Source organism: Fluviibacterium sp. S390 (assembly GCF_049800695.1).
In the GTDB taxonomy this organism is placed as follows: Bacteria; Pseudomonadota; Alphaproteobacteria; order Rhodobacterales; family Rhodobacteraceae; genus Meridianimarinicoccus.
In genome coordinates, this window is record NZ_JBNAFN010000014.1 from 39,186 (window position 1) to 59,472 (window position 20,287).

General features: G+C 66.1%; 24 protein-coding genes and 1 other RNA gene. 12 read left to right on the forward strand and 13 right to left on the reverse strand.

From position 1 onward, the window contains the following. The first annotated feature begins 25 nt into the window (after positions 1 to 25). Positions 26 to 250 (forward strand): DUF1127 domain-containing protein, encoded by a 225-nt coding sequence (locus ACP15K_RS12175; protein WP_193142576.1) that lies wholly within the window; start codon positions 26 to 28, stop codon positions 248 to 250. A gap of 176 nt (positions 251 to 426) precedes the next feature. Continuing rightward, the gene (locus ACP15K_RS12180) at positions 427 to 1,203 is read left to right on the forward strand and encodes a Bax inhibitor-1/YccA family protein (RefSeq protein ID WP_193142577.1); all 777 of its coding nucleotides are present in this window, start codon (positions 427 to 429) and stop codon (positions 1,201 to 1,203) included. A 57-nt stretch (positions 1,204 to 1,260) separates the two neighbouring features. Here ACP15K_RS12180 and ACP15K_RS12185 read toward each other — a convergent pair whose 3' ends face one another. The 10 genes from ACP15K_RS12185 to ACP15K_RS12230 form a co-directional block, all read right to left on the reverse strand. Next, a complete protein-coding gene (locus tag ACP15K_RS12185; protein ID WP_424990627.1) occupies positions 1,261 to 2,379 on the reverse strand; it encodes an acyltransferase family protein in 1,119 nt (372 codons plus the stop codon). A gap of 87 nt (positions 2,380 to 2,466) precedes the next feature. Continuing rightward, positions 2,467 to 2,763 carry a hypothetical protein gene (locus ACP15K_RS12190; protein ID WP_424990628.1) on the reverse strand — a complete coding sequence of 99 codons (297 nt, stop codon included), beginning with the start codon at positions 2,761 to 2,763 and terminating at the stop codon, positions 2,467 to 2,469. 175 nt (positions 2,764 to 2,938) lie between these two features. Then, positions 2,939 to 3,106 carry a 50S ribosomal protein L33 gene (gene rpmG / locus ACP15K_RS12195; RefSeq protein ID WP_193142580.1) on the reverse strand — a complete coding sequence of 56 codons (168 nt, stop codon included), beginning with the start codon at positions 3,104 to 3,106 and terminating at the stop codon, positions 2,939 to 2,941. Positions 3,107 to 3,285: 179 nt separating this feature from the next. Beyond that, positions 3,286 to 4,038: a DUF533 domain-containing protein gene (locus ACP15K_RS12200; RefSeq protein WP_193142581.1), complete on the reverse strand. Its 753-nt coding sequence runs from the start codon at positions 4,036 to 4,038 to the stop codon at positions 3,286 to 3,288. Positions 4,039 to 4,151: 113 nt separating this feature from the next. Further along, positions 4,152 to 4,544: RNase P RNA component class A (gene rnpB, locus ACP15K_RS12205), an RNA gene on the reverse strand. A gap of 10 nt (positions 4,545 to 4,554) precedes the next feature. Next, on the reverse strand, positions 4,555 to 5,235 hold the full coding sequence (locus tag ACP15K_RS12210) for an N-acetylmuramoyl-L-alanine amidase (RefSeq protein ID WP_424990629.1): 681 nt from the start codon (positions 5,233 to 5,235) through the stop codon (positions 4,555 to 4,557). Further along, positions 5,232 to 5,816 (reverse strand): hypothetical protein, encoded by a 585-nt coding sequence (locus ACP15K_RS12215; RefSeq protein WP_424990630.1) that lies wholly within the window; start codon positions 5,814 to 5,816, stop codon positions 5,232 to 5,234. The genes ACP15K_RS12210 and ACP15K_RS12215 overlap by 4 nt, the downstream gene beginning before the upstream one ends. Positions 5,817 to 5,820: 4 nt before the next feature. Continuing rightward, on the reverse strand, positions 5,821 to 7,308 hold the full coding sequence (gatA, locus tag ACP15K_RS12220) for an Asp-tRNA(Asn)/Glu-tRNA(Gln) amidotransferase subunit GatA (protein ID WP_424990631.1): 1,488 nt from the start codon (positions 7,306 to 7,308) through the stop codon (positions 5,821 to 5,823). Further along, positions 7,308 to 7,595, reverse strand: a complete 288-nt coding sequence (gatC, locus tag ACP15K_RS12225; RefSeq protein WP_193142585.1) for an Asp-tRNA(Asn)/Glu-tRNA(Gln) amidotransferase subunit GatC — start codon at positions 7,593 to 7,595, stop codon at positions 7,308 to 7,310. The genes gatA and gatC overlap by 1 nt, the downstream gene beginning before the upstream one ends. A 31-nt stretch (positions 7,596 to 7,626) precedes the next feature. Further along, positions 7,627 to 8,298, reverse strand: coding sequence for a ceramidase domain-containing protein (locus tag ACP15K_RS12230; RefSeq protein WP_193142586.1), 672 nt, complete (start codon positions 8,296 to 8,298; stop codon positions 7,627 to 7,629). A gap of 59 nt (positions 8,299 to 8,357) precedes the next feature. Here ACP15K_RS12230 and ACP15K_RS12235 point away from each other — a divergent pair, with 59 nt between their 5' ends. Beyond that, positions 8,358 to 9,050: a metal-dependent hydrolase gene (locus ACP15K_RS12235; protein WP_424990632.1), complete on the forward strand. Its 693-nt coding sequence runs from the start codon at positions 8,358 to 8,360 to the stop codon at positions 9,048 to 9,050. 9 nt (positions 9,051 to 9,059) lie between these two features. On the opposite strand, the gene ACP15K_RS12240 is transcribed toward ACP15K_RS12235, so the two are convergent. Beyond that, on the reverse strand, positions 9,060 to 9,671 hold the full coding sequence (locus ACP15K_RS12240) for a DUF5671 domain-containing protein (RefSeq protein WP_424990633.1): 612 nt from the start codon (positions 9,669 to 9,671) through the stop codon (positions 9,060 to 9,062). Beyond that, positions 9,671 to 10,138, reverse strand: a complete 468-nt coding sequence (locus ACP15K_RS12245) for a nucleoside deaminase (protein WP_193142589.1) — start codon at positions 10,136 to 10,138, stop codon at positions 9,671 to 9,673. Before ACP15K_RS12245 ends, ACP15K_RS12240 begins: the two co-directional genes overlap by 1 nt. Before the next feature lie 75 nt (positions 10,139 to 10,213). Here ACP15K_RS12245 and ACP15K_RS12250 point away from each other — a divergent pair, with 75 nt between their 5' ends. From ACP15K_RS12250 to ACP15K_RS12290, 9 genes are all read left to right on the forward strand, one after another. Further along, positions 10,214 to 11,098 carry a pseudouridine synthase gene (locus ACP15K_RS12250; protein ID WP_193142590.1) on the forward strand — a complete coding sequence of 295 codons (885 nt, stop codon included), beginning with the start codon at positions 10,214 to 10,216 and terminating at the stop codon, positions 11,096 to 11,098. A gap of 199 nt (positions 11,099 to 11,297) precedes the next feature. After that, complete coding sequence (locus ACP15K_RS12255; protein WP_193142591.1) at positions 11,298 to 12,161, forward strand: 5-bromo-4-chloroindolyl phosphate hydrolysis family protein; 864 nt, start codon at positions 11,298 to 11,300, stop codon at positions 12,159 to 12,161. 23 nt (positions 12,162 to 12,184) lie between these two features. Continuing rightward, complete coding sequence (locus ACP15K_RS12260; protein WP_424990634.1) at positions 12,185 to 13,342, forward strand: toxic anion resistance protein; 1,158 nt, start codon at positions 12,185 to 12,187, stop codon at positions 13,340 to 13,342. A gap of 9 nt (positions 13,343 to 13,351) precedes the next feature. Beyond that, positions 13,352 to 14,386, forward strand: coding sequence for a DUF2927 domain-containing protein (locus ACP15K_RS12265; protein WP_424990635.1), 1,035 nt, complete (start codon positions 13,352 to 13,354; stop codon positions 14,384 to 14,386). A gap of 1 nt (position 14,387) precedes the next feature. Beyond that, a complete protein-coding gene (locus ACP15K_RS12270) occupies positions 14,388 to 15,515 on the forward strand; it encodes an SPFH domain-containing protein (RefSeq protein ID WP_424990636.1) in 1,128 nt (375 codons plus the stop codon). Positions 15,516 to 15,527: 12 nt separating this feature from the next. Next, the gene (locus ACP15K_RS12275) at positions 15,528 to 16,643 is read left to right on the forward strand and encodes a TFIIB-type zinc finger domain-containing protein (protein ID WP_193142595.1); all 1,116 of its coding nucleotides are present in this window, start codon (positions 15,528 to 15,530) and stop codon (positions 16,641 to 16,643) included. Positions 16,644 to 16,746: 103 nt separating this feature from the next. Continuing rightward, complete coding sequence (locus ACP15K_RS12280) at positions 16,747 to 17,670, forward strand: carbohydrate kinase family protein (RefSeq protein WP_424990637.1); 924 nt, start codon at positions 16,747 to 16,749, stop codon at positions 17,668 to 17,670. After that, positions 17,670 to 18,119 carry a D-aminoacyl-tRNA deacylase gene (gene dtd / locus ACP15K_RS12285; protein ID WP_424990638.1) on the forward strand — a complete coding sequence of 150 codons (450 nt, stop codon included), beginning with the start codon at positions 17,670 to 17,672 and terminating at the stop codon, positions 18,117 to 18,119. Before ACP15K_RS12280 ends, dtd begins: the two co-directional genes overlap by 1 nt. 79 nt (positions 18,120 to 18,198) lie before the next feature. Then, positions 18,199 to 19,107 carry a LysR family transcriptional regulator gene (locus tag ACP15K_RS12290; RefSeq protein WP_193142598.1) on the forward strand — a complete coding sequence of 303 codons (909 nt, stop codon included), beginning with the start codon at positions 18,199 to 18,201 and terminating at the stop codon, positions 19,105 to 19,107. A 16-nt stretch (positions 19,108 to 19,123) separates the two neighbouring features. Here the strand turns inward: ACP15K_RS12290 and ACP15K_RS12295 are convergent, their stop codons facing one another. Beyond that, the gene (locus tag ACP15K_RS12295) at positions 19,124 to 20,176 is read right to left on the reverse strand and encodes a Leu/Phe/Val dehydrogenase (RefSeq protein ID WP_193142599.1); all 1,053 of its coding nucleotides are present in this window, start codon (positions 20,174 to 20,176) and stop codon (positions 19,124 to 19,126) included. Between the last annotated feature and the right edge of the window lie 111 nt (positions 20,177 to 20,287).

The window sequence follows — 20,287 nt, forward strand, 5'->3', positions numbered from 1 at the left end:
TCACGAACACTGAAAGGAACACCCCATGTCCGCGCCCGTCTCCTGCACCTGTGCCCTGCCCCGCCAATCCCGCCGCCTGTCCCTGCCCGGTCTCTTCCAAGCCGTCCGGGCAGCGCACCGCCAGCGGCGTGCCTTGCAGCAACTGGACGACCGGATGTTGGCGGATGTGGGGATCACCCGCGCCCAGGCCGAGCAAGAGGCCGCGCGGCTGGTCTGGGATGCGCCCGCCCATTGGCTGCAACGGCGCTGAAAGGCCCTGCCGGCCCCGACATTGACAGGAATCAGCCCCCGCAGGCCGAACAAATCCGGAAGATCGGCTGAAATCGTACCCACACTCGCTTGAAAAACCGCGCCCGGTTGCCGATATTCTGTTGCAAGTGCGGCCCGTGAACTGGCCGCCTGCCAGATATGACAGGAGAGAGCTTCATGGCTGAATATCAGACGATCCGCGCACAGGCCGGGGCCCGGACCGCGCAGATCGACGAGGGCCTTCGCGCCCATATGAACAAGGTCTACGGCACCATGTCGATCGGCATGTTGATCACGGCCCTGACATCCTGGGCCATTGCCGGCCTTGCCGTGACCAGCGACCCCACCGGCGCAACCGCGCAAATCGGTGCCGATACCTATCTGACAAGCCTTGGCGCCGCGATCTACACCTCGCCGCTGAAATGGCTGGTCATGTTCGCACCGCTGCTGTTCGTCTTCGGCTTCTCAGCCGGGATCAACCGCATGTCGGCGGCCACGGCCCAGACGGTGTTCTACGCCTTCGCCGCGGTGATGGGCATTTCCATCAGTTCGATCTTCCTGGTGTTCACCGGGGAATCGATCGTGACCACCTTCCTGGTGACCTCGATCGCCTTCGCCTCGCTCAGCCTCTACGGCTACACCACCAAGAAAGACCTGAGCGCGCTTGGCACCTTCCTCATCATGGGTGTGGTGGGTCTGATCATCGCGTCGATCATCAACATCTTCGTGGCCTCGTCGGCCATGGCCTTCGCCATTTCGGTGCTGGGTGTGCTGATCTTCGCCGGGCTGACCGCCTATGATACGCAGAAGATCAAGACCACCTACCTCCAGATGGCGCAAGCCGGTGATCAGGAATGGCTGGGCAAAGCCGCCATCATGGGCGCGCTGAGCCTGTACCTGGACTTCATCAACATGTTCATGTTCCTGCTGCAGTTCCTCGGCAACCGCGAGTAATCGCCGGGCAAAGCCTGAACAGATCACAACCCGCCGGAGCCTTTCCGGCGGGTTTTTTCATGGACGCGCGCGGGTCAGATGCTGGGCCAATCGCTGGCTGCGGCGCAGGATCGGGGCTTCGATCGCAAGGTAGCTGGCCAGCGACAGCGCCAGAGTTCCCGCCAGCAAGGCCAGGATGGCCAGCCCTCCGGTCAAATCCGTGCGAAGGGCGATCTGGTCCAGCACCGCCATGTGCCACAGGTAGATGCCGAAGCTGAGCGCGCCGCCCGCCCGCATCAACGGGGCCACGAACACCGCACACAAGGGGCGCGGTCCATGTTCCAGCCCCAGCACCAGCAGCCCCGCACACAGGCTGGCCAGCGGCACCAGCCAGACCCGCAACGTGGCCGTGACGGCATCCCCGAACAGAACGTCAGACAGGTCCGGGATGGTCAGCACCAGCAGGATCAGGCCCAGAATCATGCCCCCGCCCGCGACACCCCGCGCCGGACGCACCTCGCTTGCCTGTGCCGTGGCCGACAGGACACCCGCCAGGGATCCGGCCCAGAAACAGCAAAGATAGGGCCAGAGCGCGACGCTGTTGCTGGCCGCCGCATCACGCGACAGCACTGCCAGCACCCCGAACCCCGCCAGCCCGATCCCGACCGTCGCGCCCGAGCCCAACCGCCGCAGCAGGTCGAAGCCCAGCGTGACCACCGGCAGCAACACGTAGTATTTCAGCTCGACCGGCACGCTCCAGGTGACGCTCTTGCCGTCGCGCAGGGTCAGGTGGCCGAGGTACTCCTGCCACCACAGCGGGAAGGGAAAGGCGGCCGTGGCGCGCTGGCCTGAGGCTTGCAGCGCCCATGTGGTGACCAGCGCCAACGTCAGATACAGCAGGTAGAGCGGCACGATCCGGGCCAGTCGGCGCAGCCCATAAGCCGCCATCCCGCCCGGCGTCCAGAACCCGGCCCCCTGCCCGATCTGGATGCGCGACAGCAGGAAGGCGCTGAGAAAGAAGAACAGGAACACGCCCGTCTTGCCCCAGCCCGCAAAGGACAGGCCGCCAAGGCTGAGCCACTTGGCGTTGGACATATGGCTGAGAACCACGATCCCCGCCGCCAGCGCCCGCAGCCCGTCGAGACCGGGAATGTCGTTGCGTTTTGCGGCAGCGGCCCGCGACAGAATCAAGGGCATGTGACTGCCAGACGTTTGCCGGAAAAAATGACAAACGCGCGGGTTGCCCCGCGCGTTGGCCGCATCGTCATGGCCGTCCGCAGGGCGCTACAGCGCACCCTCGGAGCCGAGGAACTCTACCCCGTCAGTGCTGCCATCGCTGTAGGCGATGCATTTCCACGGCGCTTTCTGCTCCCCGACGGCAAGCGTCACATAAGTGCCCGCTTCCGAGAACTCCGAGGAGGTCACGGCGATCATCGGGTTCTGGGTCACATCTGCCACGGCGGCGGCACATGCGCTCTCGGCCACCGTGGGCGTCCCGCTGCTGGAACCGCCCGAGGGCATGTCGCAGCCCATCAGGCCCAGAGCCACGGCCAGACCGCCGGCAATTTTCAAACCATTCATCATTGTCGATTCTCCCTGTCCAAAGTCGTTCACTCCGAGCCTAGCGAGGGAAATGCGCCGTGACAAAGCCCTTTGCGGAATTCTCGTTGTTTCGCAGAACCTTGCCCAAACGTCATGCACCCACGAAAAAGGCCACGCGCGATGCGTGGCCCCAAAATTCGAAAGGTTGGCGATCTTACTTGATCTTGCCTTCCTTGTACTCGACGTGCTTGCGCACCACCGGGTCATATTTCTTGGTCACCATCTTCTCGGTCATGGTGCGGGCGTTTTTCTTGGTCACGTAGAAGTGGCCGGTGCCCGCGGTCGAGTTCAGGCGGATCTTGATTGTGGTCGGCTTCGCCATGGGAGGTCTCCTCAACCGGGCGGAACGGACCACCCGAAGAATTCATGAAACCCGCCTTTTACGGATGCCCGCCCCGGTGTCAAGTGAAACCGCCCGGAAATCCGGGGCAAGGCGCGCAAAGCCGCAAGGAATGGCAGGCCGGGTCATGACGCCAGCGGGCGCGGCCCGGCCCCGCCCGGTCAGCCGCGCGGCAGCGGCGGCAGGCCCATGGCGCGATGCACCTGATCGCGGGCCGCATCGGTCAGACCAAGCGCCGTCGAAAGCTGCCGCAGGTAGGTGATCTCGGCCGCCGAATCGACCTTCACCGCCATCAGCGACATGGAATAGACCTGCGCCTTCATGGCCTCGCCCGTGTCCTGTGCCAGCCCCATCGGATCGACCGGTGCGGCCAGTTCGGCCTTCACGAAGGCGACCTCATCGGGATCGGCATCCTTGAGTTGATCGAGGATCTTGGCCTGCTCGTCGGCGTCGATCTCGCCATCGGCCTTGGCGGCCTGGATCATGGCGCGGATCATCAGCTTGGCGTTGGATTCGGCTGCGACCGAGACCGGGGTATTGGCGAACATGCCACCCATCATGTCATCCATCTGCTGACCACCGGCCGCCGCAGCACCGCCCATGGCCGACATCAGCCCGCCAAGGCCCATGGCTGCGGCGCCGCTGTCCTTGCTGCTGCCACCCATGCCGCCGAGGCTGCCCATCAAGTCCTTGACGGCCTTGCTGCCGCCGGGCACGCCCAGTTTATCAGCCATCTGGGCGATCTGGTCGGTCATGCCGCCCAGGCCCATGCTGCCAAGGCCGCCGGCACCGCCGGACTTGCCCGACATCATGTCTTGCATCCCGGCCATGCCGCCCATGTTCTTGAACTTGTCCACTCCCTTTGCCGCGGCAAATCCCATGGCGACGGTAGCTAGCGTTCGCATGAAGCTCATTTGTGGTCCTCCCGTTTTGGCGGGCAATGCTTCCCGCCCGGTCAAGTGGACCCCCAAACCGACGATATTGCAAAACTTTTCCGGCTCCGCGTCGTCGCAGGGGCAGAAAAGAAGGGCGCGGATGGCCTGTAAGCCGGATTCTGTCCGGGAGTTGCCCCCCCTGGATGACCATTCCTCTGGGCGCACCGTTGCCGATGCGCTCTAGCTGCCAACCCGGATCTCGCGGCTGAAGCGGCCTGCGGACGAAGCCGCGTGAGATCCCTATTTGGCATTGCTCCCGGTGGGGCTTGCCGTGCCACGACTGTTGCCAGCCGCGCGGTGGGCTCTTACCCCACCGTTTCACCCTGACCATGGACGGTATCGGCAAGGCCGACCTGCCCCATGGCGGTCTGTTTTCTGTGGCGCTTTCCCTCGGGTTGCCCCGGCCGGGCGTTACCCGGCACCGTTGCTTCATGGAGTCCGGACTTTCCTCGGGCATTGCTGCCCGCGATCACCCAGCCATCCGCGCCCCGCCTGTTAGGCCGGGACGGGGTCCGGGTCAACGGGGAAGCGGCGGGCCAGATCGGCAATCACCGCCATGTCTTCCGCCGCCAACGGCCCGCGCGCCGCCGGGCGGAAACGGTCGCGAACTGCGGTCAACAGGGCGTCGGGGGACGCATCTGGGTAGCCGAAGGTGCAGGCCAGTCGGGCGAAGGCGTCGGGGTCCGTTGCGGGTGCGGTCGCGACCTCGGGCCAGATCGCCAGCCCTTGCCGCGCCAGGCGGCACCAGTCAAAGCGCGCCCCCGGATCAGACTTGCGGTCCGGCGCCATGTCGGAATGGCCGATCACCGCCTGGGGTACAATCTGCCAATTGGCCATCACTTCGCCCAGCAGCGCCTCGAGCCGCGCCATCAGCGGTTCGGAAAACGGCGTCTGCCCGTCATTGTCCAGCTCGATCCCGATGGAGCGGGAGTTCACATCCCCCTGCCCGGCCCAGGCCCCGGCCCCGGCGTGCCAGGCGCGGTCGGCCTCGCGGACAAGTTGCCAGCACGTGCCGTCGCGGCCGATCAGGTAGTGGGCCGAAACCTCATGCTCGGTCGAACACAGCCGTTCCAGCGCCGACTGGGCGCTGTCCATGGCGGTATAGTGCAGAACGATCAGACCGGGCCGTGCGCCGTTGCGCCGGGGGCCGAAGTTCGGCGAGGGATGCCAGATCACCGGATGGCCTTGCGAAACCGTTCAGGATTCCAGTTGCAGGCATAGCCGTCGCCGTCGGGATCGATGCCGGCGCTGTCGCGTTCCGGCCCGCCCGAGTTCAGGAAGGCCGCTTGTGCCAGATCGTCCGAGGCATAGCGTGCGCAAGCGCGGGCGGCGCGTTCCGCCGAAGGGTTGGAGCGCGCATAGACCGACTGCCCCACCGGGTGCGAGGTATCCAGGGCGAAGCCCACCACCGACGGGCTGCCCGTCGACGGGCGCGAGGGCACCGGGCGCGCCTCGACCTGTTCGACCGCCACCGCCGTAGGGGTCACATGGGTGATCTGCGCCGGCGCGGCCCCGGTATAGGTGGTGTCGTTGCCGACGGCACCGGGGGTGCTGCTGATCAGGGTCGTGCTTCCCGCCACCGGTTCCAGCCCGACCGTGCCACGGCCCGAGGGGCCCTGCAGCGCCGCGTTGCGGGCGGCGCGCGCCTCGGGCGAGACCGGCTCCAGATAGACCACGTTACCCGAATCGGGGACCGAGGGGCTGCAGGCGGCCAGCGCCAGCAGCGACAGGGTGACGGCGATCGGCGCGGCGCGCATCAGCTTACCACCACCGCGCGGGTTTGGCCGCGAACCCGGCGGCCCTTTCCAGCACGCTGGCCTGGTTCAGCAACGCGCCCTCTTCCCAGGGCTTGCCGATCAGTTGCAGCCCCAGCGGCAGCCCCTGACCATCCACACCCGTGGGCACCGCGATGCCCGGCAGACCGGCAAGGTTGACGGTCACGGTGAACACGTCGTTAAGGTACATCTTGACCGGATCGGCATCATTCATCTCGCCCAACCCGAAGGCCGCCGAGGGCGTCGCCGGGGTCAGGATGGCGTCGATGCCCTCGGCAAAGACGGTCTCGAAATCGCGCTTGATCAGGGTGCGCACCTTGCGGGCGCGGTTGTAATAGGCGTCGTAGAAACCCGCCGACAGCACATAGGTGCCGACCATGACGCGGCGCTGCACCTCGGCGCCGAACCCCTCGGCGCGGGTCTTTTCGTACATCTCGGTGATGCCGTCGCCCGCCGCCAGCTTGGCGCGATGGCCAAAGCGCACGCCGTCATAGCGCGCCAGGTTTGACGAGGCTTCTGCCGGGGCGATCACGTAATAGGCCGGCAGAGCATACTTGGTGTGCGGCAACGAGATGTCGACAATCTCGGCCCCCGCATCGCGCAGCATGTCCCGCCCGTCGGCCCAGAGCTTCTCGATCTCCGCCGGCATCCCGTCCATGTGGTATTCCCTGGGAATACCGATCTTCTGGCCGCGAATGTCGCCGGTGATCGCCGCTTCGAAATCCGGCACCGCCAGATCGGCGGATGTGCTGTCCAGCGGATCGTGTCCGGCCATGGCGTTCAGCATGATTGCCGCGTCCTGCACGGTCTTTGTCATCGGTCCGGCCTGATCCAGCGAGGAGGCAAAGGCCACGATGCCCCAGCGCGAACAGCGCCCGTAGGTCGGCTTCAGCCCGGTGATGCCGGTGAAGGCCGCAGGCTGGCGGATCGAGCCGCCGGTGTCGGTGCCGGTCGCTGCAAGGCACAGGTCGGCGGCCACCGCGGCGGCCGAGCCGCCCGAGGAGCCGCCCGGCGTCAGCGCCGTCTCTTCCGTGGCGCGCCGCCAGGGGTTCACCGCATTGCCATAGGTCGAGGTCTCGTTCGACGAGCCCATGGCGAATTCATCCATGTTCAGCTTGCCCAGCATGACCGCGCCCGCGTTCCACAGCTTTGTGGTGACGGTGCTTTCATACTCGGGCTTGAACCCGTCCAGGATGGCCGAGGCCGCCTGCGACGGCACGCCCTTGGTGCAGAACAGATCCTTGATGCCCAGCGGGATGCCGCACATGTCGGGCGCATCCCCCGCCTTGATCCGCGCGTCCGCTGCCGCGGCCTGCTGGCGCGCGATCTCGGGGGTGTTGTGGACAAAGGCGTTCAGCGCGCCGGCGGTGTCGATCTCCGACAGGCAGGCTTCGGTCAGCTCGGCAGCCGTGGTTTCGCCGGCGCGCAGGGCGTCGCGGGCGGCGGCGATGGTCAGTTTCGACAGGTCCGACATTATTCCACCACCTTCGGCACGGCGAAAAAGCCTTCGCGGGCGTCCGGCGCATTGGCCAGAACCTTGTCTTGCTGGTCGCCATCGGTGACCACATCCTCGCGCCGTTTCAGGCGCATGGGCGTGACCGAAACCATCGGCTCCACGCCGTCTACATCCACCTCGCCCAATTGTTCGATGAAGCCGAGGATGGTGTTGAATTCCTGGGCCAGGGCGGGCAGCGCGTCCTCCTCCACCCGGATGCGGGCGAGCTTGGCCACGCGCGCGGCGGTGTCGCGGTCGATCGACATGCGTGTCTCCGTAATTGTGCTGCGCCCCGCTTTAGCGGTCCGAAGCCGGGGCTGCAAGCGAGCGCAGGTGATGGCGGCGATAGACTTCGATCACCCAGCCCAGAAGCACCGCATTCAGGCAATGCCACAGAAAATGCGTCCCCATGGGCAAGGCCCCGCACAGGGGCATGTCCAGCGACCGGAAGGTCAATGATGCCGTCAGCAGCCCCCCGGCAATGACCAGCCCGCGCGCCACCTGCGGCAGCCGGGCACGCAGCACGAAGGCATAGACTAGAAACGCACCAACCAGCGGCCAGTACATCGCCGAAATGCGAACGAAGGGCAACGCCGACAGCAACGGTGTCAGGGCGGCGGTCAGCGGCAGGTACAGCAGGGCCAGCGCCAGTGCCGGCAGCCGTCGCAGCCCAAGGTAGGCCCGGTTCGCTGCAAACAGATAGACCAGCGCGAACAGCACGATGGGCAGCGTGTCGGCCAGCGCCGACCAGACCTGCGCTGTGGTGTGAAACAGGAAACTGCCCAGCCCGATGAACGCCAGCAGCCCGGTCAGCACCTGCGCCAGCGGCACCGCCTGCCCGTGCAACCGCCGCGCCATCACCAGGGCCGCCACGAGAAAGGCCAGGTTTGTCACCGCATTCCACGGCTCAGCCCAGAACGCGGGCCCCAACCGCTCGCAATAGCCATCCAGCGCCTGCGTCAGATCCATTCCCTTGTCCCGTCCCTGTGCTATCGTGACCCTGCTTCGGGACATGTAGGGAGGTTCCCATGAAAATCACCTGGCTTGGCCACTCGGGCTTTCGCATCGAGATCGGCAATCAGATCCTGCTGGTCGACCCCTGGCTTGACGGCAACCCGGCCTTTCCCGACGATCGCCGGGCCGAGGCCATCGCAGGCGCCACCGCCATCCTGATGAGCCACGGCCATTTCGATCATACCGGCGACATGCTGGAAATCGCGCGGGCGCTTGAGATCCCGGTGGTGGGCAGTTTCGACATCGTCTCGCATTGGGAAGCTGCCAAGGACATCCACGGCGTCGGCTTCAACAAGGGCGGCACCGTGCAACTGGGCGATGTCAAAGTCACCATGGTACACGCGGTGCATTCCTCGTCGCTGGGCACCGATCACGGGCCGATGTACGCGGGCGGCGAGGCCGGGTTCATGATCGCGCAGGGCGGCCGCACGATCTATTTCTCGGGCGATACGGACGTGATGATGGACATGGAGCTGTTCCAGGATCTGCATCATCCGGAAATCGGCATCCTGTGTTGCGGCGGGCATTTCACCATGGACATGGCGCGGGCGGCCTATGCGGCCAAGCGGTTCTTCACCTTCAAGACGGTGATCCCCTGCCATTACAAGACCTTCCCCCTGCTGGAGCAATCGGCCCAGCCGCTTGTCGATGCCCTGCCGGACGTGGATGTGAAGACCCCCGAGGTGATGGAGACACTGACGCTGTAGGCCGCAGCCCTAGCGGCCGTCCAGATCATCGGGCCGCAGGAACAACAGCAGGACGGCGGCCGCCACCAATGCGGTCGCGGCGGTCTTGGCGAAGAACACAAGTTCGCGGTCACCCTGCAGCGCGCCGTGAATGGTGACGACGAAACAGCCCAGCAGGCTGACGGCCGCGACCAGCACCGCCAGCGCCGTCAGCCATTGCCGCACCGGCGACAGCCGCCGCCGGGGATCGCGGCGGCAATTGCGGCGATCCAGATGCGCCAGCCGCAGGTAGATCGGGGTAAAGACCAGAAACTCGGCCAGCCACCAGTCAGTGTTGTAGAAACGGGTTTCCGGATCGCCCCAAAGCCGTTCGATCCCTGCGTGCAACAGGTGGACAACCGCCAGTGCTGCATTCACCAGCGCGATGAACATCAGCGCGTAGAACAGCGCATCACGGGCCGAGATCGCCGGGCGCGGGCGCGGCACGGGCACCGGGAAATCGCTGTCGGCATAAAGATCCATTGCGCGGGCGATCTCGCGATCATCCCAACCGGCGCTGGCCAGCGCTGCGGCAATGGTGTTGCGATCCTGGCCATCGACCAGCGCCTCGCGCACAAAAGTCTGCAACTGGGCACGGGACATCAGGCCGGCCGCCCCACGCGCAACTCCGCGAAAAAGGTTTTCAGAAGGCGTTCGGCCTCTTGCGCGCCGATGCCGTCATAGATCTCGGGGCTGTGGTGGCTTTGGGCGCGGGTGAAAATCCGCGCGCCATGAGCAACGCCGCCGGATTTGGGATCCGCCGCGCCATAGTACAACCGCGCCACCCGCGCCGCCGCGATGGCCGCCGCGCACATGGCGCAGGGTTCCAGCGTCACATACAGGCTGCACCCGGTCAGCCGTTCCGATCCCAGCCGCGCACAGCCCTGCCGGATCACCAGCATCTCGGCATGGGCCGTCGGATCGGCCATCTCGCGCGTCCGGTTGCCTGCCTGCGCCAGTACCGCGCCATCCGGCCCCGCCAGCACCGCCCCGACCGGCACCTCGCCGCGCGCTGCGGCGGCGCGGGCCTCGTCCAGCGCAAGGCTCATGTGGGAATGGAACGTGCTCATCATCCTTTCTTGCCTTTGGCCCCGCGCCCATGCAACAGGCTTTCGTTTCCCGCCCCCGAGGACTAAGGCTGTGACATGACTGACAAGACCCCTCCCGGCGACCGGATCGCCAAAGTCCTGGCCCGCGCCGGGATCGCCTCGCGCCGCGATGCCGAAAAGCTGATCGCCGCCGGCCGCGTCACCCTGAACGGCAAGCGCATCACCAGCCCCGCCGTCAATGTCATGCCCTCCGATCGCATCACCTTCGATGGCAAACCGGTGCAAGAAGCCGAACCGACGCGGCTGTGGCTCTATCACAAGCCTTCGGGTCTGGTGACCACCGAACGCGACGAGAAGGATCGCCCGACGGTGTTCCAGAACCTGCCCGAGGACATGCCCCGCGTGATGAGCGTGGGGCGGCTGGACCTGAACTCGGAAGGGCTGCTGCTGCTGACCAACGATGGCGAGATCAAGCGCAAGCTGGAACTGCCCGCGACCGGTTGGGTTCGCAAGTACCGGGTCCGCGTCAAGGGCGCGCCCACGGATGAAACGCTGGAGCCGCTGCGCAAGGGCATCACCGTGGAGGGCGAGCGGTTTCAGCCGATGGCGGTGCAACTGGACCGGCAGCAGGCCTCGAACGCCTGGCTGACCGTGGGGCTGCGCGAAGGCCGCAACCGCGAGATCCGCCGCGCCATGGGGGCCATCGGGCTGGATGTGAACCGGCTGATCCGCGTGTCCTATGGCCCGTTCCAACTTGGCGAGCTGAAAGCCGGGAAGGTGGAAGAGGTCAAACCGCGTGTCGTGCGCGACCAGTTGGGCCTTGGCCCGGCACGCCCCAAACCGCAACGCAGCCGTCGGGACGACCCCGCCGCCACGCCGCCCGACGGAAAAACCCGGCCCTCGGATCCGGGGAAACCGGCCCGCGGCGGCAAGGCCCCGACACCCCGGCCCGTGCGACGCGGCAAGCCCGGCTCGCGCTGAGAGCACAAATTTCCCGCCACGCGGGGCTTGCGCAACCGGCACATCGTGCCATCCTCCCTTAACAGGGAGGCATTCGTCCCCTATCTCTTGAAGTCAGAGATCATTCGAGGATGGCCATGTCCGGGACCGGAATGCAAAAACTGTCATACACCCTGCTGGTGCTGCTGGTGCTTTACGTCGCCTTCACGGGGGCGGTGTAATGGCCCAGCGGTTCGGCGGCAAGTTCAGCCCCGGCGCCACGGCGGGCGATCTGCCCGAGGTTCACCCCTATGACGGAAAGATCCGCAGCCGCGTCGGCTTTCGCGTCAATTTCCTGTTCCTGCTGCCGTTTCCCTTCCTGATCTCGGCCTTCCGGGCCGACCCGCTGGGGCTGGCCCTGAACCTGGCCTGTTTCGCAACGCTGATGCTGGCCGCCTGGCTGACCCGCGACGGGCTGCGGGCCGAGGATGCCTATAACGAGCGGCGCATCTCGAAACGTCCGGCGATCCCGCGCAAGCTGTTCGGCTCGGCGCTGACCGGGCTGGGGCTTGGGCTGGCCGGGCTGGCGGATGGCAGCCTTTTGAATGCCGGCATCTTCACGGTTCTGGGCGCAGTGCTGCACAGCCTGTCCTTCGGCATCGACCCGCTGAAGGACAAGGGCATGGAAGAGATTGACCGCTTCCAGTCCGACCGGGTGGAGCGCGCCGTGCGCGAGGCCGAGAAATACCTGGACGACATGCGCGCCGCCATCGCCCGCGCGGGCGATCGCAAGCTTGAAGTGCGTGTCGATCGTTTCGCCGATACCGTGCGCAAGATGTTCCGCACCGTCGAGGAAGACCCCCGCGACCTGACCGCCGCCCGCAAGTTCCTGGGCGTCTACCTGCTGGGCGCCCGCGACGCGACGGTGAAATTCGCCGACATCCATGCCCGCACCCGCGATCCCCAGGCACGCGCCGACTATGCCGCGCTGCTGGATGATCTGGACGCCAATTTTGCCGCCAAGACCGAAACCCTGCTGCTGGACAACCGCACCGACCTTGATGTCGAGATCGAGGTGCTGCGCGAACGTCTGGCGCGGGAATAGTAATTTCTGACAAGGAGCCCCTGATGTCCGAAGAGACCCGCACCAAGGCCGCCGCCCAGACCGAGCTGCTGGCCGATCTGGCCGCCCCCCTGCCCGTCCCGCAGGACGCGCTTGTCGTGCTGGAGCAAGCCGACGCACCCGTGGCCGATGAAATCCGCCGCCGGATGAACGAGATCGACATGAGCCAGACAGGTTCGATCATCGCGTTCGGCTCGAAGGCGCAGGCCGAGTTGCAGGAGATCAGCCAGGCCATGCTGGCCGATGTGCGCAACAAGGATGTGGGACCGGCGGGCGACAGCCTGCGCGAGATCGTCACCACCCTGCGCGGCTTTTCGGTCGACGAGTTGGACCCGAACCGCAAGCGGTCGTGGTGGGAAAAGCTGACCGGTAAGATGGAGCCGATGGCGAAATTCATGGCCCAGTACGAGGATGTGCAGGGTCAGATCGACAAGATCACCGACAACCTTCTGGGCCACGAGCATCAGCTTCTGAAAGACATCAAGTCGCTGGATCTGCTGTATGAAAAGACGCTGGGGTTCTACGACGAACTGGCCCTTTACATCGTGGCAGGCGAGGCCAAGCTGAAGGAACTGGACGCGGTCACGATCCCCGCCAAGGATGCCGAGGTCGGTGCCGCCCCCGAGGCCGATCAGGTCATCGCCGCGCAGGAGTTGCGCGACATGCGTGCCGCGCGCGACGATCTGGAACGCCGGGTCCATGACCTGAAGCTGACCCGCCAGGTCACGATGCAGAGCCTGCCCTCGATCCGACTGGTGCAGGAAAACGACAAGTCGCTGATCACCAAGATCAACTCGACCCTGGTCAACACCGTGCCGCTTTGGGAAACCCAACTGGCGCAAGCGGTGACGATCAACCGCTCGGCACAGGCCGCCGGGGCAGTGAAGGAAGCCACCGATCTGACCAACGACTTGCTGCAATCCAACGCCGAGAACCTGCGCACCGCCAACAAGGCCGTCCGGCAGGAGATCGAGCGCGGGGTGTTCGATATCGAGGCGGTGAAGGCGGCCAACGACAACCTTATCGCGACCATTCAGGAAAGCCTGCAGATCGCCGACGAGGGCAAGGCCAAGCGCGCCGCTGCCGAGGCCGAGTTGCAGCAGATGGAGGCAGAGCTTCGCGACACCCTGGCGTCGGCCAAGGCCGCCGCGCCCAAAGCCTGAGGCCGGATCATGGGCCGTCCCGCAGTCTTGTCCCGCATGGCGGCCGCCCTGGCCGCCATGCTGCTGGTGACGGCCTGCGAGATGCCCTTGAGCCCTGACACCGCGCCACGGGCAGTGCCGCGCGGCGATCCCGCGCCGCAGGTCGAGGTGTCCGAGGAAAGCCGTGAACTGGCCGCCCGCTATGCAAGGATCGAAGAAGATCTGGTGACGCGCGGGTTGTTGCGCACCGATGGCGGTGGGCTGGACACGCCCTTTGATGCCGACCTGCTGGCCCGGAATTTCATGCAGATCGCGCTGTTTGACGAATACGCCCCGCTGTCGGGGCGGCTGGTCGCGCGCGAGACCGAAAGCCCGCTGCGCCGCTGGCAGGATCCGGTGCGCGTCGGGCTGGTCTATGGCGCCTCGGTCAGCGCGGCACAGCGGGCGGTCGATGACGACACGGTGAAAGCCCTGACCGGGCGGCTGCGCGCCGCCAGCGGCCATGACATCCGCACCACCAGCGGCCCCGGAAACCTGACCGTCTATGTGGTCAACGAGGACGAGCGGCGCGCGTTGGAACCCATGTTGCGGGAAAACATGCCCGGCATCTCGGACGGGGTGATGCGCGCCATCACCCAGATGCCCACCAGCACTTTCTGCCTGATCATCGCCTTTTCGGCCGACAACGCGCCGAACATCTATCGCCGCGCCATCGGCATCGTGCGGGCCGAGCATCCGCCGCTGCTGCGCCAGTCGTGCCTGCACGAGGAAATCACCCAGGGCCTGGGGCTGGCCAACGACAGCCCCGATGTGCGCCCGTCGATCTTCAACGACGACGAGGAATTCGCGCTGCTGACCACGCAGGACGCGCTGATGCTGACGATCCTTTACGATCCACGCCTGCGTCCGGGCATGACCGCCCCCGAGGCCGCCTCGATCGTGCGCACCATTGCCGCCGAACTGCTGCCCGAGCCGCCACCCGACGCTGAGGCAGAAGATATTCCGACTTTGGCCACCGCCCCCGAGGCCGACGCCGAGATCCCCCCGCTACAAGGAGAGACCTGACATGTCCCTGTTCAATTTCCTGTCTGGGGAATTCATCGACGTCATCCACTGGACCGATGACACCCGCGACACCATGGTCTGGCGGTTCGAACGCCAGGGCCACGCCATCAAGTACGGCGCCAAGCTGACCGTGCGCGAAGGCCAGGCGGCGGTGTTCATCCACGAAGGCCAGATGGCCGATGTGTTCACCCCCGGCCTCTACATGCTGGAAACCAACAACATGCCGGTGCTGACCACGTTGCAGCACTGGGATCACGGTTTCCGCTCGCCGTTCAAATCCGAGATCTATTTCGTCAACACCACCCGGTTCAACAACCTCAAATGGGGCACCAAGAACCCGATCATGCTGCGCGATCCCGAGTTCGGGCCGACGCGGCTGCGGGCCTTTGGCACCTATACGATCCGGGTGGCGGACCCGGCCAAGTTCATGGTCGAGATCGTCGGCACCGATGGTGAGTTCACCATGGACGAGATCAGCTTCCAGATCCGCAACATCATCGTGCAGGAGTTCAGCCGCACCATTGCCGCCTCGGGCATCCCGGTACTGGACATGGCCGCCAACACCGCCGATCTGGGCAAACTGGTCGCCGCCGAAATCGCACCGACGCTGGCCGGCTATGGGCTGGCCATGCCCGAGCTTTACATCGAGAACATCTCGCTGCCACCGGCTGTGGAAAAGGCGCTGGACATGCGCACCTCGATGGGGCTGGCAGGCGATCTGGGCGAATACACCCGCTATTCCGCCGCCGAGGCGATGACCACCGCCGCCGCCACGCCCAATTCGGGCATGGGTGCGAGCATCGGTGCGGGCATGGGGATGGCCATGGGCCAGCAGATGACCCATGCCGCCGGGCCCTGGGGCACCCGCCCGGCCGGGCAGGCCCAGCCCACCGCTGCTGCCGTGCCGCCGCCGCCCCCTGTCGAACACGTCTGGCACATCGCCGAGAAGGGCCAGACCACGGGGCCGTTTTCCAAGGCCGACATGGGCCGGATGGCCACCGAAGGCAAACTGACCCGCCGTACCCATGTCTGGACCGCCGGACAGGATGGCTGGCTGCGTGCAGACGAGGTCACCGAACTGGCACAACTGTTCACCGTGCTGCCCCCGCCGCCGCCGGCGGACGACTGACCCGGCCTGCCGATGACCGTCGAAACCCACAGCTTTCCCTGCGCCCAATGCGGGGCCGATCTGCGCTTCGATCCGGCGTCGGGCAAGCTGGTCTGCGACCATTGCGGCTATGAGGACGAAGCCCGCGACCTGTCCGACGGGCCATGGGGCGGCAGTGCCATCCGCGAGTTGGACTTTGCCACCGCGCTGAAGGAACAACTGCCGCTGGCGGAAATGGAGGAAACCCGCACCGCCACCTGCAGCAGTTGCGGCGCCGAGGTGGCGTTTGACGGTGCCACCCACGGCAAGGAATGCCCTTTCTGTGCCAGCCCCATCGTCGCCGACACCGGCACCAACCGCCACATCAAGCCCAAGGCGCTGCTGCCCTTCCTGCTGAGCGAGCGGGACGCGCGCAAGGCCATGACCAACTGGCTGGGTCGGCTGTGGTTCGCGCCCTCGGGCCTGCAGAAATACGCCCGCCATGGCCGCAAGATGGACGGGGTCTATATTCCCTACTGGACCTTCGATGCGCGCACCGCCTCGGACTATCGCGGCGAGCGCGGCACGGTTTATTACACCACGCGCACGGTGACGCGGAACGGTCAGCGCCAGACCGAGCGGGTGGCCCGCATCCGCTGGCGCCGCGCCTCGGGCCGGGTGGCGCGGATGTTCGACGATGTGCTGGTGCTGGCGGCGCGCTCGCTGCCCAAGACCTTCACCGACGCCCTGCCCCCGTGGGACCTGTCACAACTGGTGCCCTACAGCCCGGAGTACCTGGCCGGGATGCGGGCCGAGGCCTATACGGTCGAGTTGGACGAGGGGTTTCACGAGGCCCGCGCCCATATGGACCGGGTGATCGAGCGGGACGTGCGATTCGACATCGGCGGCGACCGGCAGCGGGTGCACAACATCCAGACCCGGGTTTCGGATGTAACCTTCAAGCATGTGCTGCTGCCGATCTGGGTCGCGGCCTACAAGTACCAGGGCCGCAGCTATCGATTCGTCATCAACGGCCAGACCGGGCGCGTTCAGGGCGAGCGGCCTTACTCCAAGGGCAAGATCGCACTGGCCGTGGTCGCGGGGATGGTGCTGGCGGCGGCCGCCGCCTTTGTTTTCGCGGCGCAGAATGGCGCAGGCGGGGGTTATTGACACGCGCCTTGGCAAAAAGACTTGCCGTCAACATGGCCTTTCCCTTACGTGAGCGCTAACATTCCCGGCGCATACGGCCCGAACGAAGGAAGCGAGACTCAAAATGATCCTGTGTTGTGGCGAAGCCCTGATCGACATGCTGCCGCGCAAAGGCGCCGACGGCGGTGCCTGTTTCCAGCCCTATTCCGGCGGGGCGGTGTTCAACACCTCGATCGCGCTTGGACGGCTGGGCATCCCGGTGCGCATGTTCACCGGCCTGTCAGATGATCTGTTCGGCCAGCAGTTAACCGCAAGTCTTGCAGCGTCTGGCGTCGGAACCGACCTGGTCGCGGTGTCCGATCGGCCCACAACGCTGGCCTTCGTCACCCTGACTGATGGCCACGCCAAATACGCCTTCTACGATGAAAACACTGCTGGGCGTATGCTGGCCCCGGCCGACCTTCCGCAGGTGCCCGACGATGTGAAGGCGGTGTTCTTCGGGGGCATCAGCCTTGCGGTTACCCCCTGCGCCGACACCTATGCCCAGCTTCTGGCGCAGGTCGCAGGCGACCGCCTGATCATGATCGATCCAAACATCCGTCCGGGATTCATCCGCGACGAGGCCGCCTATCGCGCCCGTCTGGACCGCATGTTCGCCGCTTGTGACGTGGTGAAAGTGTCGGATGAGGATCTGGAATGGCTGATGGGTCCGGGCGCAACGGTCGAACTGGCGCGCAAACTGATCGCCAAGGGGCCCAAGCTGGTGCTGGTCACCGAAGGCGCCAAGGGCGCCCACGGCATCACCGCTGACCGCGCTGTCTTCGTGCCCTCGCAGAAGGTTACGGTCGTGGACACCGTGGGTGCAGGCGACACGTTCAACGCAGGCTTCCTTGCCGCACTGGCCGATGCCGACGCTCTGTCGAAAGACGCGCTGTCCGGGCTGGATGACGATGCACTTTCCGCCGCCCTTGGCCTTGCCGCCCGCTGCGCCGCGGTCACCGTCTCGCGCGCCGGGGCCAATCCGCCGACCCGCGCCGAACTGGCCTGATGCGTGCCCTGATCCAGCGCGTGGCCCATGCCGAGGTGGTCGTCCTGGGTGCCAGCACCGGCAAGATCGGGCCGGGCCTGCTGATCCTGGTTTGCGCCATGCAGGGCGACGATGCAGCGACGGGGGCGAAACTGGCCGCCAAGATCGCCAAGCTGCGTATCTTTCAGGACGACGCCGGCAAGATGAACTGCTCGGTCATGGACATCGGCAGCAGCGCGCTGGTGGTCAGCCAGTTCACGCTGGCCGCGGACACCTCGCGCGGCAATCGTCCGGGGTTCTCCCGCGCCGCCCCGCCCGTCGAGGGCAAGGCCTTGTACGAATCCTTCGCCGCCGACCTTGCTGACCTGGGCATCCCGGTGGAAACCGGCATTTTTGGCGCGGACATGAAGGTATCGCTGCTGAACGACGGGCCGGTCACCATCTGGATCGACACGCAGGATCCGGCCTGAACCCCGCAGCTTGCGCCAATTGCATCTTGGCAGCACCGGGCGGGCATGTTTGATAGTCCAAAAGGCTGGACGGCAGGGCATGGATCTTAACGCACTTCGCGAATTTACCGCCATCGCTTCGGAGGGGTCCTTCGCTGCGGCAGCGCGCAAGCTGGGCACGCCGAAATCGACGGTTTCCAAACGCATTCAGGATCTTGAGGCCGCCCTTGGCGTGCGCCTGATCGAACGCACCACCCGCAAGCTGAGCCTGACCCCCGAAGGCGCGCTGGTGCTGTCGCGGGCCAAGCGCATTCTGGCGGACGCGGGCGAGATCACCCGCGCGCTCAGCCCCGCCGATGACGGGGTGGCAGGCCATCTGCGCATCGCCGCGCCGGTGCTATTCGGGCAAAGCTTCATGGGGCAGATCGTGGCGGTCAGCCGCCGGGTCTATCCCGACCTGACCATCGAGGTGGTGCTGACCGACAGCCAGCCCGATCTTGTCGAGGAAGGCTTCGACGCGGCGCTGCGCGTGGGCCATCCCCATGACACACCCTTCGTGTCCAGAACCATCGCGCAATCGCATCGGGTGGCGGTGGCCGCGCCGCAGATCGTTGCGCGGAAACTGGAGGACCCGGCAGATCTGGCCGGGTTGCCGGTACTGTTTCACGGCGTCGGTCTGGTGCACAGCTGGCATTTCGTGAAAGAGCGACAGGACCGCACCGTGCGGCTGGCCGGGGGCGTGGCGATGACCTCCTACCCGGCCCTGAAGCACGCGGCCCTTGGCGGGGCAGGCGTGGCGCAATTGCCGTTGTACCTTGTCGAGCAGGAACTGGCCCAAGGACAGCTGGTCGAGGTTCTGGACGGCTGGCAGATCCCGCCCGGCGAGATTGTCTTCGTCTATCCCGGACCGCAGGCGCTGACCGCCCGGATGCGCGCCTTTCTGGAACTGCTGGAAAACGCCTTTCCCGATGGCACGCTGCACGGCGGGGTGCTGCGCAGCGGGATGTGATCCCGCCGCGCCAATTTCAGCCGCGCGCGGCGGCGATCCGTTCCATGGCCATGCGATCGGCCAGAAGATCGGTACGCTGGCCCTCGGCCTCGGCCCGTGCCAGAAGCTCGGCCACGCGGGGGCCAATGGCATCGACAGCCGTCATCACCTGGTCGCGGGTCTTGTCGCCCAGGTATTCGGCCCCAACGGCGATGATGCCGCCCGCATTGAGGACATAATCGGGCACATAGGTGATGCCGCGCGCGGCCAGTGCATGGCCCGCAGCTTCATCGGCCAATTGGTTGTTGGCCGCCCCGGCGATCACCTTCGCCTTCAGCCCCGCCACCGTTTGCGCGGTCAGCACACCGCCAAGGGCACAGGGGGCAAAGACATCCGCCTCGGCCGTCAGGATCGCATCCCCCTCCACCACTTCGGCGTTCAGCTCCACCGCCAGCGCGTCGCGACGGGCGATATTGGCCTCGGCAATCACCAGATCGGCGCCCCGTTCGGCCAGCATCCGGCACAGCGCCCCGCCGACGTTGCCGGTGCCCTGCACCGCCACCCGCAGCCCGTCCAGATCCGTGCGCCCCAGCCTTTTGGCCACCGCCGCCTCAATCCCGCGCAGCACGCCGCGCGCGGTATAGGGGGACGGATCGCCACCCACCGCCCCGCCCGCAGGCGGCAAGCCCGAGACATGGCGGGTTTCCACGGCCACGGCCTCCATATCCGCAACCGACACGCCCACGTCTTCGGCGGTGACGTATTTTCCGCCGAGCCCTTCCACCGCGCGACCAAAAGCGCGGAACGCCTCCCTGCGGGCCTCGGCCCCCTCGGGCAAAGGCCCAAAGATCACCGCCTTGCCGCCGCCAAGCGCCAGATCGGCCATGGCGTTCTTCAGCGACATGCCCCGCGACAGACGCAGCACATCGGTCAGCCCTGCCGCTGCATCGGGATAGGTCCACAGCCGACAACCGCCCATGCCGGGGCCAAGTGCCGTGGAATGCACGGCGATCACCGCCCGCAGGCCGGTTTGCGGATCCTGGATCCAGGTCACCAATTCATGGGCGTTGAAATCGGGGTGGGTATACATGCGCCTGGGCTCCTTCCGTGCGAACCGGTCCCTTCTGTTCCTATCCAAGCAATCAGGGCATGACAAACCCGGTGTTTTCATGCTCTCTCGAACCAGCAATTCTGGACGGAT

Excerpts from the sequence above, each read along its gene's own strand:
- ACP15K_RS12245 (WP_193142589.1), bottom strand. The coding sequence starts at position 10,138 with ATGAGCACGTTCCATTCCCACATGAGCCTTGCGCTGGACGAGGCCCGC.
- ACP15K_RS12200 (WP_193142581.1), bottom strand. The coding sequence starts at position 4,038 with ATGAGCTTCATGCGAACGCTAGCTACCGTCGCCATGGGATTTGCCGCG.
- ACP15K_RS12230 (WP_193142586.1), bottom strand. The coding sequence starts at position 8,298 with ATGGATCTGACGCAGGCGCTGGATGGCTATTGCGAGCGGTTGGGGCCC.
- rpmG (WP_193142580.1), bottom strand. The coding sequence starts at position 3,106 with ATGGCGAAGCCGACCACAATCAAGATCCGCCTGAACTCGACCGCGGGC.
- ACP15K_RS12215 (WP_424990630.1), bottom strand. The coding sequence starts at position 5,816 with ATGCGCGCCGCGCCGATCGCCGTCACCCTGTCGCTGCTGGCGCTGGCC.
- ACP15K_RS12255 (WP_193142591.1), top strand. The coding sequence starts at position 11,298 with ATGGCCCAGCGGTTCGGCGGCAAGTTCAGCCCCGGCGCCACGGCGGGC.
- ACP15K_RS12280 (WP_424990637.1), top strand. The coding sequence starts at position 16,747 with ATGATCCTGTGTTGTGGCGAAGCCCTGATCGACATGCTGCCGCGCAAA.
- ACP15K_RS12190 (WP_424990628.1), bottom strand. The coding sequence starts at position 2,763 with ATGAATGGTTTGAAAATTGCCGGCGGTCTGGCCGTGGCTCTGGGCCTG.
- ACP15K_RS12180 (WP_193142577.1), top strand. The coding sequence starts at position 427 with ATGGCTGAATATCAGACGATCCGCGCACAGGCCGGGGCCCGGACCGCG.
- gatC (WP_193142585.1), bottom strand. The coding sequence starts at position 7,595 with ATGTCGATCGACCGCGACACCGCCGCGCGCGTGGCCAAGCTCGCCCGC.
- ACP15K_RS12260 (WP_424990634.1), top strand. The coding sequence starts at position 12,185 with ATGTCCGAAGAGACCCGCACCAAGGCCGCCGCCCAGACCGAGCTGCTG.
- ACP15K_RS12240 (WP_424990633.1), bottom strand. The coding sequence starts at position 9,671 with ATGTCCCGTGCCCAGTTGCAGACTTTTGTGCGCGAGGCGCTGGTCGAT.
- ACP15K_RS12250 (WP_193142590.1), top strand. The coding sequence starts at position 10,214 with ATGACTGACAAGACCCCTCCCGGCGACCGGATCGCCAAAGTCCTGGCC.
- ACP15K_RS12265 (WP_424990635.1), top strand. The coding sequence starts at position 13,352 with ATGGGCCGTCCCGCAGTCTTGTCCCGCATGGCGGCCGCCCTGGCCGCC.
- ACP15K_RS12185 (WP_424990627.1), bottom strand. The coding sequence starts at position 2,379 with ATGCCCTTGATTCTGTCGCGGGCCGCTGCCGCAAAACGCAACGACATT.
- ACP15K_RS12295 (WP_193142599.1), bottom strand. The coding sequence starts at position 20,176 with ATGTATACCCACCCCGATTTCAACGCCCATGAATTGGTGACCTGGATC.
- gatA (WP_424990631.1), bottom strand. The coding sequence starts at position 7,308 with ATGTCGGACCTGTCGAAACTGACCATCGCCGCCGCCCGCGACGCCCTG.
- ACP15K_RS12290 (WP_193142598.1), top strand. The coding sequence starts at position 18,199 with ATGGATCTTAACGCACTTCGCGAATTTACCGCCATCGCTTCGGAGGGG.
- dtd (WP_424990638.1), top strand. The coding sequence starts at position 17,670 with ATGCGTGCCCTGATCCAGCGCGTGGCCCATGCCGAGGTGGTCGTCCTG.
- ACP15K_RS12275 (WP_193142595.1), top strand. The coding sequence starts at position 15,528 with ATGACCGTCGAAACCCACAGCTTTCCCTGCGCCCAATGCGGGGCCGAT.
- ACP15K_RS12235 (WP_424990632.1), top strand. The coding sequence starts at position 8,358 with ATGAAAATCACCTGGCTTGGCCACTCGGGCTTTCGCATCGAGATCGGC.
- ACP15K_RS12175 (WP_193142576.1), top strand. The coding sequence starts at position 26 with ATGTCCGCGCCCGTCTCCTGCACCTGTGCCCTGCCCCGCCAATCCCGC.
- ACP15K_RS12270 (WP_424990636.1), top strand. The coding sequence starts at position 14,388 with ATGTCCCTGTTCAATTTCCTGTCTGGGGAATTCATCGACGTCATCCAC.